The following is a 16033-nucleotide window of genomic DNA, read 5'->3' as shown; positions in this document are numbered from 1 at the left end:
ACGGCGAACCGGGGGAGGCGGACGGACCGAGACCCGCCGCCGTCCCGGCCGCGCCCGCCACCCCGGGCGCCGCACTGCCTGGCGACGGCCCGGCTCCGCCCGCCGGTTCGGCCTCCCCGGATGCCGCACCGCCCGGCGACAGCCCAGCCGCGCCCGCAGGTCTCGCCACTCCCGACGCCTCACCGCCCGCCGACGGCCCGGCCGCGCCCGCCGCCGTTCCGGACGACGTGACGCCCGGCGACCTCGCGGCCCTCCTCGCCGACCCCACCGCGCTGCGTCTGAGTCTGTTGTCCGTGCCGCGCGGGGTGCCGGTGCGGCTGGACGCGGCCGGGCTCGCGGAGGCCGCGCGGACCCTGGCCGGGTGGCGGCGCGCGGTCGCCGGGTGGGCCCGGCAGCCGTCCCGGCCGGTGCCCGAGGAGGTACGGGTGCGGCTGCGGGCGGCCTGGGAGGACGATCTCGACCTGCCCGGGGTGCTGGCCGTGCTGCGGGACGTGGCGGACGCGCCGGGGCTGCCCGACGGGGCCCGGTTCGAGACGTACGTGTACGCGGACCGGCTGCTCGCCCTCGACCTTGCCCGTGACCTCGGGAGCCTGCCGTGATCGAGCGGGCGGGCGCGGGCCCGCTGCGCCGGCTGGTCGTTCTGCGGCACGCCAAGTCCGCGTGGCCCGAGGGGGTCGTCGACCACCGGCGTCCGCTCGCGCCGCGCGGTCTGCGCGACGCCCCGGCCGCCGGACGGTTCCTCGCCGAGAGCGATGCCCTGCCCGACCTCGCCCTGTGCTCCACCGCCGTGCGCGCCCGCCGCACCTGGGAGCTGGCCGCCGCGCAGTGGGGCACACCACCGCCGGTGCGCTACGACCGGCGGTTGTACGCGGCCGACGTGCCCGACCTGCTCGACGTCGTGCACGAGGTGCCCCGCGAGGTGGAGACGCTGCTGCTGGTGGGCCACAACCCGGGACTGGAGGAGCTGGTCCTGCGACTGGCCGGCGACGGTCTGGACGACACGGTCGAGCGGGTCGGCGTGAAGTTCCCGACCTGCGCGATCGCCGTGCTGGCCTGGCGCGGCACCGGCTGGCCCGCCCTCGCCCCGGGCGCGGCCCTGCTGACGTCGTTCACCGTGCCCCGCGGGAAGCACGCCGAGAGGGGCAAGGGCCTCAAGGACGGCAAGGGCGACAAGAACGATAAGAACGACAAAGGCGGCAAGGGCGGCACGTAGCGGGGCCGGAGGGCGACCGGCACCGCGATCATGAGGCGGGCCGGCCCTCGCATAGGCTGGCGGAATGCAGGACGAGTACCGCACAGTCGCCCGCTCGGGCATGCACGAGATCGAGATCAACCGCTCCCGCTTCCTGTGCGCCCTCGCCCCCGCGGCCACCGAGCGCGAGGCCCAGGAGTTCGTCGCCGCCGTTCGCAAGGAGCACGCCGACGCCACGCACAACTGCTGGGCGTACGTCATCGGCGCCGACGCCTCCGTGCAGAAGGCCAGCGACGACGGCGAGCCGGGCGGCACCGCGGGCGTGCCCATGCTCCAGATGCTGCTGCGCCGCGAGATGCGGTACGTCGTCGCCGTCGTCACCCGCTACTACGGCGGCGTCAAGCTCGGCGCCGGCGGTCTCATCCGCGCCTACGGCGGCGCGGTGGGCGAGGCCCTGGACGTCCTGGGCACCCTGACCCGGCGCCGCTTCCGGCTGGCCACCGTGACCGTCGACCACCAGCGCGCCGGCAAGGTCGAGAACGACCTGCGGTCCACCGGGCGCGAGGTCCGGGACGTCCGCTACGGCGAGGCCGTCACGATCGAGATCGGGCTGCCGGACTCCGAAGTGGACGCCTTCCGCGGCTGGCTCGCCGACGTGACGGCGGGCACGGCCGGCTTCGAACTCGGCGGGGAGGCCTACGGGGACGCGTGAGGTTCGCGTCACGCACAAGGGCGACTTAAGCAGCCAATCGGACATAACGCCCGACAACAGGCCGGGGTGTGACGGTCTGATACGGGAGTAACCGCCCGTGATGTCGGACCCGGCCGTTAGTCTCGGGGATCATGAGAGTCCTGCACACGTCCGACTGGCACCTCGGCCGGGCCTTCCACCGGGTGAACATGCTCGGGGCCCAGGCCGGGTTCATCGGTCACCTCGTCACGACCGTGCGTGAGTACGCGGTCGACGCGGTGGTCGTGTCCGGCGACGTGTACGACCGCGCGGTGCCCCCGCTCGCGGCGGTCGAGCTGTTCGACGACGCCCTGCACCGCCTGGCCGACCTCGACGTGCCCACGGTGATGATCTCCGGCAACCACGACTCGGCGCGCCGGCTCGGCGTCGGCGCCGGACTCATCGACCGCGCGGGCATCCACCTGCGCACCGAACCGGCCGCCGCCGGTACCCCCGTCGTACTGTCCGACGCCCACGGGGACGTCGCCTTCTACGGACTGCCGTACCTCGAACCGGCCCTGGCCAAGGACGAGTTCGAGGTGGAGCGGGCCGGCCACGAGACGGTGCTCGCCGCCGCCATGGACCGCGTCCGCGCCGACCTCGCCACCCGAGCCGCCGGCACCCGGTCCGTCGTCCTCGCCCACGCCTTCGTCACCGGCGGCAAGGCCAGCGACAGCGAGCGGGACATCACCGTCGGCGGGGTCGCCGCCGTCCCGTCCGGAGTCTTCGACGGCGTCGACTACGTGGCGCTCGGCCATCTGCACGGCTGCCAGACCCTCACCGAGCGCGTCCGCTACTCGGGCTCCCCGCTCGCGTACTCCTTCTCCGAGGCCGATCACCGCAAGAGCATGTGGCTCGTCGACCTGGCCGCCGACGGCTCGGTCACCGCCGAGCGCCTCGACTGCCCCGTGCCGCGCCCGCTCGCCCGCATCCGCGGCACCCTGGAGGACCTGCTCGCCGACCCCGCCCTCGCCCGCCACGAGGACGCCTGGGTGGAGGCCACGCTCACCGACCCGGTACGCCCGGCCGACCCCATGGCCCGGCTCGCCGAGCGCTTCCCGCACACCCTCAGCCTCGTCTTCGCCCCGGAACGGGCACCGGACGACCCCGCGGTCTCCTACGCCCGGCGGCTCGCCGGCCGCAGCGACCAGCAGATCGCCCACGACTTCGTCGCCCACGTGCGCGGCGCCGGCCCCGACGAGCGGGAGAGCGCCGTGCTGCGCGAGGCCTTCGACGCCGTGCGCGCCGACGACGCCCTGCGGGAGGTGGCCCGATGAGGCTGCACCGGCTCGACATCACCGCCTTCGGCCCCTTCGGCGGCTCCCGGAGCGTCGACTTCGACGCGCTGTCCGCCGCCGGACTGTTCCTGCTGCACGGCCCCACCGGCGCGGGCAAGACCTCCGTCCTGGACGCCGTCTGCTACGCGCTCTACGGCTCCGTGCCCGGCGCCCGGCAGAGCGGCCAGGGCATGAACCTGCGCAGCGACCACGCCGAGCCCCGCACCCGCACCGAGATCCGCCTCGAACTCACCGTCGCCGGGCGCCGGCTGGAGATCACCCGGCAGCCGCCGTGGGAACGGCCCAAGCTGCGCGGCACGGGCCTGACCGTCGACAAGGCCCAGACCTGGCTGCGCGAGTACGACGCCCCGGCCCGCGCCTGGAAGGACCTCAGCCGCTCCCACCAGGAGATCGGCGAGGAGATCACCCAGCTCCTCGGCATGAGCCGCGAGCAGTTCTGCCAGGTCGTACTGCTGCCCCAGGGCGACTTCGCGCGCTTCCTGCGCGCCGACGCCGAGGCCCGCGGCCGCCTGCTGGGCCGCCTCTTCGACACCCAGCGCTTCGCCGACGTGGAGAAGCGGCTCGCCGAACGCCGCCGTGCCACCGAGGCCCGGGTGCGGGAGGGCGACGCCGGCCTGCTCGCCGACGCGCACCGCATGCAGCAGGAGGCGGGCGACGCCATGGAGCTGCCCGAGCTGAGCCCCGGCGACCCCGGCCTCGCCGAGGCCGTCCTCGGCGCCGCAGCCGTGGCCCGCAGCACCGCACGGGAGCGCCTCACCGTCGCCCGGTGCCGCCTCACCGCCGCCGAGTCCGGCCATGCCGCGGCCCTGCGCACCCTGGACGACGCACGCGAACTCGCCCGGCTGCAGAGCCGGTTCACCGAGGCGCGGCGGCGGGCCGAGCTGCTCAGGGAACGGGCCGGCGCCCACGACGAGGCGCAGGAGCGCATGCGGCGCGCCCGCAAGGCGGAGAACGTCGCACCCGCGCTCGACCTGCGGGAGGCCGCCGAGGCCGAGCACCGCGCCGCCGCCGCGACCGAGGCGCGCCTGCGCCTGGCGCTCCCCGAGGAGCACGCCGGCGCCGGCCCAGCGGGCCTCGCCGCCGCCGCCCGCCGCGCCGCCGAGGAGCTGGGCGGCCTGGAGTCCGCCCGGCGCGCCGAACAGCGGCTCACCGAACTGGCCGGGGAACGGGCCGGCCTCGACCGGCAGGAACGGGCCGACGAGGAGGTGTTGCGCGAGGCCGACGCCTGGCTCGCCGAGTGGGACACCACCCGTGCCGGCCTCCAGACCCGCATCGACACCGCCCAGGAAGCGGCCACCCGCGCCGAACAGCTCGCCGTCCGGCGCGACCCCGCACGCCGCCGCCTCCACGCGGCCCGCACCCGCGACGAACTGGCCGCCGACCTGGAGCAGGCGCGGCGCCGCGCCCACGCCTCCGCCCAGCACACCCTCGACACCCGCGCGCACTGGCTCGACCTCAAGGAACAGCGCCTGACCGGCATCGCCGCCGAACTGGCCGCCCACCTCACCGACGGCGAGCCGTGCGCCGTCTGCGGAGCCACCGAACACCCCGCGCCCGCCCGCAAGGTCGCCGGGCACGTCGACCGCGACGCAGAGGAGCGCGCGCTGGCCGCCCACCAGCGGGCCGGCGAGCGGCAGGCGGAGGACGAACGGCGCCTCGGCGTGGTGCGCGAGGCCCTGGCCGCGGCCACCGCCGAGGCCGGAGACACCCCCACCGAGCGGCTCGCCGCCGAGGCCGACGAACTGGAGCAGGAGTACGAGCGCGCCCGTCGCGCCGCCACCGGCCTGCACACCGCCCACGAGGAGTTGCGGCGCGCCGAGCAGGAGCGCGAGCGGCGCCAGGCCGACCGCCAGCAGGCCGCCGTACGGACCGCGTCCCGGCTCACCCGGCGCGAGACGCTGGAGCGCGAACAGTCCGCACTCCAGGAGGAGTTGGCGCAGGCGCGGGGGAGCGCGGCCAGCGTCGCCGTCCGTGCCGCGCAACTGGAGCGGCTGGCCGGGCAGCTCACCGACGCAGCCGACGCCGCGCGCACCGCCGAGGACACCGCCCAGCGGCTCAAGGACGCCGACGCCCGCCTCGCCGACGCCGCCTACCGCGCGGGCTTCGAGACCCCGCAGGCCGCGGCTGCCGCCCTGCTGGACGACGCGGCCCACCGCGAGCTGCAACACCGCCTGGACGCCTGGCAGTCCGAGGAGGCGGCCGTGCGCGCCATGCTGGCCGAGGCCGACACCGCTGCCGCCGCCCAGCAGCCGCCCGCCGACCTCGCCGCGGCACAGCGGGCGGCGGCCGGGAGCGAACGGCGGCTGCGCGACGCCGCCTCCGCGTGCGACGCGGCGGACCGCTGCCGCACCGAGCTGGACCGGCTCTCGGCCCGCGCCACCGAGGGCGCGCGCCGGCTCGCCCCGCTGCGCGAGGAGTACGACCGGGTGGCCCGCCTGGCCGCCCTCACCGCGGGCACCTCCGCCGACAACGAACGCAGGATGCGCCTGGAGTCGTACGTACTGGCGGCCCGCCTGGAGCAGGTCGCCGCCGCGGCCACCGTACGGCTGCAGCGCATGTCGTCGGGGCGGTACACCCTCGTCCACTCCGACGACCGCACCGGGCGCGGCCGCAGCGGGCTCGGGCTGCACGTCGTGGACGCCTGGACCGGCCGCGAACGCGACACGGCCAGCCTCTCCGGGGGCGAGACCTTCTTCGCCTCCCTCGCCCTCGCCCTGGGCCTCGCCGACGTCGTCACCGACGAGGCCGGCGGTGTCCGCCTCGACACCCTCTTCATCGACGAGGGCTTCGGCAGCCTCGACGACCAGACCCTCGACGAGGTGCTCGACGTCCTGGACTCCCTGCGCGAACGGGACCGCAGCGTCGGCATCGTCAGCCACGTCCCCGACCTCCGCCGCCGCATCCACGCCCAACTGGAGGTCGTGAAGGGCAGATCGGGGTCGTCACTGCGGCAGCGAGGCGTCTGACCCGCCTGCCCGGCCGGCGCGCGGGGGTGCGAGGTCAGCGGCCCAGGGCGCGGCGCGGCAGGGGGGAGGAGTACACCACGCTCGTCGTCACGGAGCCGAGGGTGCCTATGCGGCCGGTGACCTCTTCCAGGTGGGACATGGAGCGTGCGGCGACCTTGATGACGAAGCAGTCGTCGCCCGTCACGTGGTGGGCCTCCAGGATCTCGGGGGTCGCGGCGACCAGGTCGTGGAACGGCTTGTAGTTGCCGTTCGGGTACCTCAGGCGCACGAACGCCATGATGGCGAGGCCCAGTCGCTCGGGGTCCACGACGGCCGCGTAACCCTGGATCACGCCGGCCTCCTCCAGACGCCTGACCCGTTCGGTGACGGCGCTCGGTGACATGGAGACCTCGCGGGCCAGCTCGGCGTAGCTGGCCCGGCCGTCCCGCTGGAGGACGTCGAGAATGCGCCAGTCGGTGGCGTCCGGGAAATACGCGGTCATCCTGGATGAATAGCAGGGGAATCCCCGGCCGGGCAAGGGTCAGGCCGTGGATCGTCACTTCAGCGGGACGGTGACCGGCCGTAGATTCTTTGGCATGAACACCGACACCTTCGTGAACCCCGTCCTGCGCACCGCCCCCGCCGCCCCCGCCGAGGCCGCGGCCTACTTCCGGGCGAGCCTCGCCTTCCACGCCGACGTCTCCGACGTCGCCGCCGCGCTCGCGGCCGGCGGCGACCCCGGCTTCGTCGTGGTCGACTCCCGCTCCACCGAGTCCTGGGACCAGGGGCACGTCCCCGGCGCCGTCCACCTGCCGACCGCGCTCATCCCCGAGCAGGCCGGACAACTCCTCGACAGGTCCGTCCCGGTGGTGACCTACTGCTGGGGCCCCGGCTGCAACGGCGCCACCCGCGCCGCCCTCGCCCTGGCCGAACTCGGCTACCAGGTCAAGGAGATGCTCGGCGGCTTCGAGTACTGGGCGCGCGAGGGCTTCGCCTTCGAGACCTGGCAGGGACCGGCGCGCCGGGACGCCGACCCGCTGACGGCGCCCCTGGCAGGCGAGTGCGGCTGCTGACAACGGGCCGTGGAACCGGGCCCGTATCTGGTGCGCGCCGCCCACCTGCGGCCGGACCCGGAGACCTGGGTCGGACTGGTGCGGCTCAGCGGGCCGGCACCCTGAGCCACACGGTCACCCCGGCCCCGTCCCAGGCCGTGGGAACGGTCAGCGCAGGCCGTCGAAGGCGACGTTCAGATGGCGCGGGCCGCGCAGCACCGCGTTCGGCCGGTACGGCGGCGGGTCCTCGACCAGCCGAGGGTTCTCCAGCCGTCGGGCCAGCTCGGACAGCGCGATCTGGGTCTCCAGCCGGGCCAGGGGAGCGCCGAAGCAGCTATGGATGCCACTGCCGAACCCGAGGTGCTGGATGTCCTCGCGGTCCGGGTCGAACCGGTCGGGCTCCTTGAACCGCTCCGGGTCCCGGTTGCCCGCCGCGATCATGAGCCAGATGCGCGAGCCCTTGGGGATGGTCGTGCCGCGCAGCTCGATGTCGGTGATGCAGGTGCGCTGCGGCACGATCTGCACCGGCGGCTCGTAGCGCAGCAGTTCCTCCACGATCCTCACCGACAGCCCCGGGTCCTCCCGCAGCCGCCCCAGGACCTCCGGGTGGCGCAGCAGCGTGAGCATGCCGTTGGTGATCAGGTTGACCGTCGTCTCGTGCCCGGCGATCAGCAGCAGCACCGCGGTGCTCAGCACCTCCATCATGGTCATGGCGCCGTCCGGGCCCCGGCTGTTCGCCAGGTCGGAGAGCACGTCGTCCCGCGGCTCCTTGGTGCGCTGCTCCACCAGCCCGGCCAGGTACATGCCGAGCTGCATCCGCGCCTCCTGCGCGGTCTTCACGAACTCCGGGTCGGCGCTCCGCCGGGTGTCCGGGTCGAGGGTGGCGACCAGCGGATCGACCCAGGACCGGAACCGGGGCTCGTCCTCGCGGGGCACGCCGAGCAGCCGGCAGATCACCGTCACCGGGAACGGGTAGGCGAACTGGTCGACCAGGTCGACCTCTCGCGCGTCCCCGAAGCCGTCGATCAGGCCGGTGACGATGCCGTCGAGTTCGCCCCGCATGTTCTCGATGCGGCGCGGCTGGTGCGGCGGCCCGAACGCGCTGTTGGCGATGCGCCGCAGCCGGTCGTGCTCGGGCGGATCGAGACGGAGGAACGACGGCGGCAGTCCGCCCGTCTCGTCGCCCATGCCCAGCCCGTCGTCCTCGGAGGCGGCCAGGTTGGCGGCGTCGGAGCTGACCCGGGGGTCGTGGAGCAACGCCTCGACGTCGTAGTAGGAGCTGACGACGTAGGGGCCGCCCTCCTCCTCGTGCAGCACCGGCGTCTTACGGAGTTCCGTGTACAGCGGATACGGGTCGGCGCGGTTGGCGAAGTCGGTGATCTGGCGGAACAGCGGGGCTTGCGTCATGACAAGTCCTAGGGGCGTCGAGGCCGCGGCGGCGGTCAGTGGCGGGCCGGGGTGAATACCAGCTGCTGGTCGGCCGGTGAGTAGCCGCTCAGGGTCACGGTGGGGCCGTGGGTCGGCAGGGAGGGGTCGGGGAAGTCGGCCGGTACGGGTTGCCGGCCCTCGGGCCGCCGGTCCATCGTGGGGAACTCCACCGGGAACGGGGCGCCGCGCTCGATCTGCCGCCGGTAGAACTCCAGCCAGCGGTTGTTGTCGAAGCTGACCGCGGCGATCATCCGGCCCTGGTACCCGTAGACACCGACGAACCTGCGCTCGGCCAGGGAACCCTGCGTGATCATGATCTGGTCGCCCATGGGCGGCACCCCGACCGACTTGATGTTCACCCGGAACTGCGAGGACCAGAACGCGGGCGTCCACAGGTGCGGGCGGCGGTCGGCGCCCCGGCAGATCATGTTGTGCGCGGCCGTCTCCGCCTGGGCGACGGCGTTGCCCCAGTGCTCCAGCGAGAGGAACTGGTAGCCGAACAGCGCGTGCGGCGACCGGGCCACGTCACCGGCGACGAACACGTCGTCGGTGACGATGCCCCGGAAGTCGAAGGCCCGGCAGCCCGCGTCGCAGGCGATGCCGCGCGGCCCGGCGCCGAGCCCCGACCCGGTCAGCCACTCGGTGTTGCGCAGCGAACCGAGCGAGACGACCACGACGTCGGCCTCGACGACGCTCTCGTCGGACAGGTGGACGGCCCGCACCCTGCCGGACGTGTCGCCCTCCAGCGCGGTCACCGTGACGCGGGTGCGCAGGTCCACCCCGTTCTCGGTCTGCAGGTCGGCCGCGACCGCGCCGATCACCCCGCCGAGCGCGCCCACCAGCGGGGCACCGGCGCGCTCCGCCATGCTGACCTGGAGCCCCATCTCCCGGCAGGCTGAGGCCACCTCGCACCCGGCGAACCCGGCGCCGATGATGAACACCCGGCGGGGCCCGGCCTTCAGCTTCTGCAGCAGCCTGGCCGCGTCGTCACGGGTGCGCAGCAGGAAGACTCCGTCAAGGCGCGCCTCCGCCTCCTTCGGCCAGGGCCGGGCCCGCACACCGGTGGCGATGAGCAGCCGGTCGTACTCGACCTCGTCGCCGTCGGCCAGCCGTACCCGCTTGGCGCTCAGGTCGAGGCCGGAGGCCGGGACGCCGAGCCGCCACTTCGCGTCGATCTCCCGGCGGTGGGGCAGCTCGGTGTGGCGCGGCGAGGCCATGCCCAGCAGCACCGCCTTGGACAGCGGCGGCCGGTCGTACGGCTCGTACGGTTCGTCGCCGATCAGGGTCAGTTCGCCGGTGAACCCCTCGGCGCGCAGGGTCTCGGCGGCGCGCAGCCCGGCCAGCGAGGCGCCCACGATCACGATGCGGCCCTCGCGCCGGATCCATTCCACGTGATCAGCGGGCATCGGACGCCTCCCGGGCGGAGGCGGTGCCCTCGCCCGCGCCGTCCAGACCGTCGGCCGTGATGGCCTGCACCGGGCAGGCGGCGACGGCGCGTGCCAGCCGCTCGCGCTGTTCCTCGTCCGCCCGGGGGTTGTAGATCAGCGACTCCTCGCCGTGCATGGCGAAGACGTCGGGCGCGAGGAACGCGCACTGCGCGTACCCCTGACACTTGTTGAGATCGACGACGAGCCTCATCGACGCTCCGCCCCTTCCGGTGGCCTGGTCCGGTGCGCACCGCCACGTCGCGCGCGGCCATCCCCGGACGACGGTCATGTCCCGCTGGCCAGCATGGGAGCCGGGCCGGGTCGCCGCCCTCCGGGCCGGGCCGTCCGGGTGAGGCGGCGCGACCGCGGGGGAGCCGCGGGGTCACACGGGTGGCGCGGAGGGCGCGGACGGCTCGGAGGACGCCCCGTGCTCACCCCGGGAGCGGTTCCGGCCGCCCACCACGAAGATGTGCACGCTGACGACCAGCGCCCACGCGGGGAAGACCAGTTCCGACCACGGCACGTTGGAGGAGACGAACAGCAGCACCGCGGCGGCCAGGAACCCCACGGCCGACAGCGGGCGGGGCAGGACGCCGAGGCGGTGTCCCATCACCGACAACGAGCACACGAAGACCCCCGCCATCCGCATCGCGTACCCGGTCATCAACGTGTACGCGAAATGGCGGCCGAAGTCCCAGGCGGGCAGCGAGGGCGGGGCACCCGAGGGGTGGGCCAGGGCCATGACGGCGGCGGCCGCCGCCGCACCGCCGAACAGGGTGGCGGTGAAGACCAGTCCGCTGCCCAGGAAGACGGTGGCGAGGAACCGGTCCTCCACCTGCCCCACGTGGGCCCGCACAGCGCCGATGAACCACAGGAAGAAGATGCCGGCGAACGGCACCAGATCCAGGGCCGCGCGCACCGCGTCGCGCCGCGTGGAGTCCGTGAACCCCTGCGGGGTGACCGCCTCGGCGCCCTCCGGGATCCCCAGCCGGACCAGCACGATCGCCGCCGCCAGCAGCAGCGCGAACACCACTCCGGCCAGCCCGGCGGCCCGCGGGGTCTGCAGCGGCTGCCGCCCCGGCCCCAATGCCCGCATACCCGGCCCGCCTCCTCACGTCGGCTCCGGACACCAGCAAGCCGCCTTCCCGGCAGCCGCGCCACCGGGGGACGGCCGTACGGCCGACCGGCACCGGCCCGGGTGTCCCACCGGCACCGGCGTCCGAGCGGGAACCGGCACCTGCACGGGCCCCGGCGTCCGCGCAGGCACCGGCCCCGGCACGGACCTCCGCGTCCGCGCAGGTGCCGGCCTCGCACGGGCCCCGGCGTCCGCGCAGGCACCGGCCCCGGCACGGACCTCCGCGTCCGCGCAGGTGCCGGCCTCGCACGGGCCCCGGCATCCGTGCGGGCTCCGGCGCCGAAAGGAAGGGGGCGGGCCGTTCCCCGGGAGTCGGCCGAATCCGCTCGCGCCCCGCGCGGCCGTACCGCTAGCGTGACCGTCCGTGCCCGACTCCCTTGCGCCCAGCCCCGGCGAACTGCGCCGCGACCCCCTGCCCCTGCGCGGCCGTACCGCGCTCGTCACCGGCGTCAGCAGGCGGGCCGGCATCGGGCACGCGGTGGCCCGGCGGCTGGCCGCGTACGGGGCGAGCGTCCATCTGCACCACCATGTGCCGCACGACGCCGCGATGCCCTGGGGCGCCGACAGCGTCGAGGCCGTCACCGGCTCCGTGCGCGAGGCGCTCGCCGACCCGGCGGCCCGGGTCACCTCCGGACCCGGCGACCTGTCCGACCCGGCGGCACCGGCCCGGCTGGTCGACGCGGTCGTGGCGGAGTTCGGCCGGCTCGACATCCTCGTCGCCAACCACGCCCTGAGCGGCTCCGACGGCACCCTGGACGAGATCGACGCGGCGATGCTGGACGCCCACTGGGCGGTCGACACCCGCTCGGTCCTGCTGCTCGTCCAGGCGTACGCCCGTGCGCGCGCCCGGCTCCCGCAGGGGACTGCGGGCGGGCGCGTGGTGATGATGACCTCAGGACAGGACATCGCGGGCGGGATGCCCGACGAGATCGCCTACGCCCTGCAGAAGGGCGCCCTGGCCTCCGTCACCCGCTCCCTGGCGACGGCCCTCGCCGGGCAGGGGATCACGGTGAACACCGTCAACCCCGGCCCTGTCGACACGGGGTACGCCACCGGGGCCGACCACGCGGCCGTGGCCGCGCGGTTCCCCGCCGGACGCTGGGGGCAGCCCGACGACCCGGCCCGGCTGATCGCGTGGCTGGCCACGGACGAGGCGGGCTGGGTCACCGGCGAGGTCGTCAACTCCGAGGGCGGCTTCCGTCGCTGACCCGGCGGGATCAGAGCCGGGACAGCTCGTCCACCAGGTCGTCCAGGCCGAGCGAACCCTGCGACAGGGCCGCCATGTGCCACGCCTTCAGGTCGAAGGCGTCGCCGTGCCGTTCCCGGGCGTTCGCACGGCCCAGCAGCCAGGCCCGCTCACCGAGCTTGTAGCCGATCGCCTGGCCGGGGATGGTCAGGTACCGGGTCAGCTCGCTCTCGACGAAGTCCGCCGGCCGGCTGCTGTGCGCGCCGAAGAACTCCTGCGCCAGCTCCGGCGTCCAGCGCTCCCCGGGGTGGAACGGCGAGTCCGCCGGGATCTCCAGCTCCAGGTGCATGCCGATGTCCACGATGACCCGGGCCGCCCGCATCATCTGCGCGTCCAGGTAGCCGAGGCGCACCTCGGCGTCGGTCAGGTAACCCAGCTCGTCCATCAGGCGCTCCGCGTACAGCGCCCACCCCTCGGCGTTGGCGCTGACCCCGCCGACGCCGGCCTGGTAGCGGGAGAGGTCCTCGGCCACGTGCGCCCACTGCGCGAGCTGGAGGTGGTGGCCGGGCACACCCTCGTGGTACCAGGTCGACACCAGGTCGTACACCGGGAACCGGGTCAGGCCCATGGTCGGCAGCCAGGTCCGGCCGGGCCGGGAGAAGTCCTCCGAGGGCGGCGTGTAGTACGGGGCGGCGGCACCGCCGGGCGGGGCGATGCGCGACTCCACCCGCCGTACCCGCTCGGCGAGTTCGAAGTGGGTGCCGTCCAGGTCCGCGATGGCCCGGTCCATCAGGCCCTGCAGCCACTCCCGGACCTCCTCGACACCCTCGATGTGCCGGCCGTGCTCGTCCAGGTGCGCGAGCGCCACCCACGGCGTCTCGGCGCCGGGCAGGATCTTCTCGGCCTCCTGCCGCATCTCGCCGAGGATGCGGTGGAACTCCGACCAGCCGTACGCGTACGCCTCGTCCAGGTCCAGGTCGGTGCCGTTGAAGTAGCGGGACCAGCGCGCGTACCGCTCGCGGCCCACGGTGTTCGGGGCGTCCTCGACCGCCGGCGCGTACACGTCCCGCATCCAGTCGCGCAGCTCCGCGACGGCCGCGGTCGCCGTGCGCGCCGCCTCGTCCAGCTCGGCGCGCAGCGCGTCCGGGCCCGCGGCGGCGAAGTCCTCGAACCAGCCGCGGCCGTGACCGTCGGTGTCCGCCCACTCGGTGAGCTGCTCGACGAAGGTCGCGGTCGGGCGGGGCGCCGCGTACAGCTTGCGCTCCAGACCCAGCTCGAGGGACTGCCGGTAGCCCGCGAGCGCGGCCGGCACCGCGCGCAGCCGCGCGGCGATCGCGCTCCAGTCCTCCTCGGTCTGCGCCGGCATCACGGTGAAGACGTCCCGCACCGAGTGTCCCGGCGTGTGCATGTTGCCGACCGCGCGCAGGTGCTCGTCGGCGTCGTGCACGGCGAGTTCGGCGGTCAGTCGCTCGCGCAGCAGCCGGGCGCAACGGCGCTCGACGTCGCTGTCCGCGCCGGGCTGCCGCTCCGCCTCGTCGAGCCGCGCGAGGGTCGCCCGCGCCAGCTCGGCCAGGGCCTCCTGGCCCTGCGGGGAGTAGTCGGGCAGCCTGTTCGAACTTTCCTTCACGCCCAGGTAGGTACCGGTGACGGGGTCGACGGCGATGAGGTCGTCCACGTAGGCGTCGGCGACCTGACGGGGCAGCAAGATCCGGATCTCAGACATGCCGCCCATCCTCGTACGGCGACCGCGGCCGCGTCACCCGCGTATCGCGGGATTCCGCTCAGGGCGTGGCCGGGGGCAGCAGCGGCCCGCAGTCCCACTGCTGGAAGATCAACCGGGTCTCCACCCGGGCCACTTCCCGGTGCGCCGTGAACTCGTCCAGCACCAGCCGCTGCAGATCGGTCATGTCCGCCACGGCCACGTGCACCAGGTAGTCGTCCGGTCCGGTCAGATGGAACACGGTCCGCGACTCCGGCAGCGCGCGGATACGTTCCACGAACGGTCCCACCAGCTCCCGCCGGTGCGGTCTGACCTGCACCGACAGCAGGGCCTCCAGACCGCGCCCCAGCTTCGCCGGGTCCAGTCGCAACTGGTGGCCGAGGATCACACCGGAGCGGCGCAGCCGGGTCACCCGGTCCAGACAGGTGGACGGCGCGACACCCACCTGGGCGGCGAGATCGCGGTAGGTGGTCCGGGCGTCGTTCTGCAGCAGGCGCAGCAGATGGAGGTCCACCGGATCCAGTACGACAGATTCGGCCATTGGCCGAACGTAGCACGGCGTTCGATTCCGGTGAACCGTTCACTGTTCACTCTTCCGCCCATGGACACAGCGAGCACGGGTGCCTACGACGACGTACGCACCGCATCGAGAGCACTGGCCACCGAGGCCGTCCACGCCGGCCGCGACGACCTCGCCCGCCAGGGCCTGCACGCCCCGCCCATCGATCTGTCCACCACCTACCCCTCGTACGACAGCCGTGGGGAGGCCGCGCGCATCGACGCCTTCGCCACCGACGGCGCCGACCCGGACGGACCGCCGATCTACGGCCGCCTCGGCAACCCGACCGTCGCCCGTTTCGAGACCGCCCTGGCCAAGCTGGAGGGCACCGAGTCCGCCGTCGCCTTCGCCAGCGGCATGGCGGCGCTCAGCGCGGTCCTCCTCGCCCGCTCCGCCCTCGGCCTGCGCCACGTCGTGGCGGTACGGCCCCTGTACGGATGCAGCGACCACCTGCTGACCGCCGGGCTCCTCGGCTCCGAGGTGACCTGGACCGACCCGGCCGGGATCGCGGACGCGCTGCGCCCCGACACCGGTCTGGTGATGGTCGAGTCCCCGGCCAACCCCACGCTCGCCGAGGTCGACCTGCGGGCCGTCGCCCACTCCTGCGGGCAGGTGCCGCTGCTGGCCGACAACACCTTCGCCACGCCCGTCCTGCAGCGTCCCGCCGAACACGGCGCGCGTCTGGTGCTGCACAGCGCCACCAAGTACCTCGGTGGCCACGGCGACGTGCTGGCCGGCGTCGTCGCCTGCGACGAGGAGTTCGCCGGACAGCTTCGGAAGATACGTTTCGCCACAGGAGGTGTCCTGCACCCGCTGGCCGGCTACCTGCTGCTCAGGGGCCTGTCCACGCTGCCGGTCCGGGTCCGGGCCGCCTCGGCGAGCGCCGCCGAACTCGCCGGCCGGCTCGCCGCCGACCCGCGCGTGGCCCGCGTGCACTACCCGCGTCTGGGCGGCGCGATGGTCGCCTTCGAGGTGCACGGCGACCCGCACGAGGTCATCTCCCGGGTCGGGCTGATCACCCCGGCGGTGAGCCTGGGCAGCGTCGACACCCTCATCCAGCACCCCGCCTCCATCAGCCACCGCATCGTCGACGCCGACGACCGGCGCGGGGCCGGGGTGAGCGACAAGCTGCTGCGGATGTCCGTGGGCCTGGAGGACGTCGACGACCTGTGGGCCGACCTCGATCACGCCCTGGGGGAGCGGAACCGCACACTGGTACCGCTGCGGGAAGCCGTGCGCTGACGGGGTTGCGCACGAAGACGGCCCGGCGGGTGACCGCCGGGCCGTCCGCCCCTTCGCTCGGCGGCCTGCCCGCCCCTTCGCTCGGCGGCCTGCCCGCCCCATCGTTCGGCGGCCTGCCC

Annotated in this window: 14 protein-coding genes and 1 pseudogene; 8 read left to right on the top strand and 7 right to left on the bottom strand. The window is 74.6% G+C overall.

What is annotated here, in order from left to right; all coding sequences use genetic code 11:
- Positions 1–179: 179 nt before the first annotated feature.
- The 5 genes and pseudogenes from PV343_RS02450 to PV343_RS02430 all read left to right on the top strand — a co-directional run.
- Positions 180–599: pseudogene (locus PV343_RS02450) on the top strand (hypothetical protein); the annotation flags it as partial.
- Positions 596–1213 (top strand): SixA phosphatase family protein, encoded by a 618-nt coding sequence (locus tag PV343_RS02445; protein ID WP_319145071.1) that lies wholly within the window; start codon positions 596–598, stop codon positions 1211–1213. The pseudogene PV343_RS02450 and the gene PV343_RS02445, both read left to right, overlap by 4 nt.
- 64 nt (positions 1214–1277) lie before the next feature.
- Positions 1278–1904, top strand: a complete 627-nt coding sequence (locus tag PV343_RS02440) for a YigZ family protein (protein ID WP_319145070.1) — start codon at positions 1278–1280, stop codon at positions 1902–1904.
- A 131-nt stretch (positions 1905–2035) separates the two neighbouring features.
- Complete coding sequence (locus PV343_RS02435; RefSeq protein ID WP_319145069.1) at positions 2036–3199, top strand: exonuclease SbcCD subunit D; 1164 nt, start codon at positions 2036–2038, stop codon at positions 3197–3199.
- The gene (locus PV343_RS02430) at positions 3196–6186 is read left to right on the top strand and encodes an SMC family ATPase (RefSeq protein WP_319145068.1); all 2991 of its coding nucleotides are present in this window, start codon (positions 3196–3198) and stop codon (positions 6184–6186) included. The genes PV343_RS02435 and PV343_RS02430 overlap by 4 nt, the downstream gene beginning before the upstream one ends.
- A gap of 34 nt (positions 6187–6220) precedes the next feature.
- Here PV343_RS02430 and PV343_RS02425 read toward each other — a convergent pair whose 3' ends face one another.
- A complete protein-coding gene (locus PV343_RS02425) occupies positions 6221–6667 on the bottom strand; it encodes an Lrp/AsnC family transcriptional regulator (RefSeq protein WP_319145067.1) in 447 nt (148 codons plus the stop codon).
- 94 nt (positions 6668–6761) lie between these two features.
- Here PV343_RS02425 and PV343_RS02420 point away from each other — a divergent pair, with 94 nt between their 5' ends.
- Positions 6762–7238 (top strand): rhodanese-like domain-containing protein, encoded by a 477-nt coding sequence (locus PV343_RS02420; protein WP_319145066.1) that lies wholly within the window; start codon positions 6762–6764, stop codon positions 7236–7238.
- A gap of 147 nt (positions 7239–7385) precedes the next feature.
- Here PV343_RS02420 and PV343_RS02415 read toward each other — a convergent pair whose 3' ends face one another.
- The 4 genes from PV343_RS02415 to PV343_RS02400 form a co-directional block, all read right to left on the bottom strand.
- Entirely contained in the window at positions 7386–8624 is a 1239-nt protein-coding gene (locus PV343_RS02415; RefSeq protein WP_319145065.1) for a cytochrome P450, read from the bottom strand.
- 35 nt (positions 8625–8659) lie between these two features.
- On the bottom strand, positions 8660–10051 hold the full coding sequence (locus tag PV343_RS02410; protein WP_319145064.1) for an NAD(P)/FAD-dependent oxidoreductase: 1392 nt from the start codon (positions 10049–10051) through the stop codon (positions 8660–8662).
- Entirely contained in the window at positions 10041–10283 is a 243-nt protein-coding gene (locus PV343_RS02405) for a ferredoxin (RefSeq protein ID WP_319145063.1), read from the bottom strand. The genes PV343_RS02410 and PV343_RS02405 overlap by 11 nt, the downstream gene beginning before the upstream one ends.
- A gap of 171 nt (positions 10284–10454) precedes the next feature.
- Positions 10455–11168, bottom strand: coding sequence for a hypothetical protein (locus PV343_RS02400; RefSeq protein WP_319145062.1), 714 nt, complete (start codon positions 11166–11168; stop codon positions 10455–10457).
- Positions 11169–11571: 403 nt separating this feature from the next.
- On the opposite strand from PV343_RS02400, the gene PV343_RS02395 reads away from it, so the two are divergent.
- On the top strand, positions 11572–12414 hold the full coding sequence (locus PV343_RS02395) for an SDR family oxidoreductase (protein WP_319145061.1): 843 nt from the start codon (positions 11572–11574) through the stop codon (positions 12412–12414).
- Between the two features lie 10 nt (positions 12415–12424).
- On the opposite strand, the gene PV343_RS02390 is transcribed toward PV343_RS02395, so the two are convergent.
- Positions 12425–14116, bottom strand: a complete 1692-nt coding sequence (locus PV343_RS02390) for a DUF885 domain-containing protein (protein WP_319145060.1) — start codon at positions 14114–14116, stop codon at positions 12425–12427.
- Between the two features lie 58 nt (positions 14117–14174).
- Positions 14175–14654 (bottom strand): Lrp/AsnC family transcriptional regulator, encoded by a 480-nt coding sequence (locus PV343_RS02385; RefSeq protein WP_020938641.1) that lies wholly within the window; start codon positions 14652–14654, stop codon positions 14175–14177.
- 60 nt (positions 14655–14714) lie between these two features.
- On the opposite strand from PV343_RS02385, the gene PV343_RS02380 reads away from it, so the two are divergent.
- Positions 14715–15914, top strand: a complete 1200-nt coding sequence (locus PV343_RS02380) for a trans-sulfuration enzyme family protein (protein WP_319145059.1) — start codon at positions 14715–14717, stop codon at positions 15912–15914.
- Positions 15915–16033 lie beyond the last annotated feature (119 nt).

The sequence above is a fragment of the Streptomyces sp. WI03-4A genome (genome assembly GCF_033792105.1).
Lineage (GTDB): Bacteria > Actinomycetota > Actinomycetes > Streptomycetales > Streptomycetaceae > Streptomyces > Streptomyces collinus_A.
The sequence above is the reverse complement of the archived record's forward strand: the minus strand, read 5'-3'. Positions and strand labels throughout refer to the sequence as shown.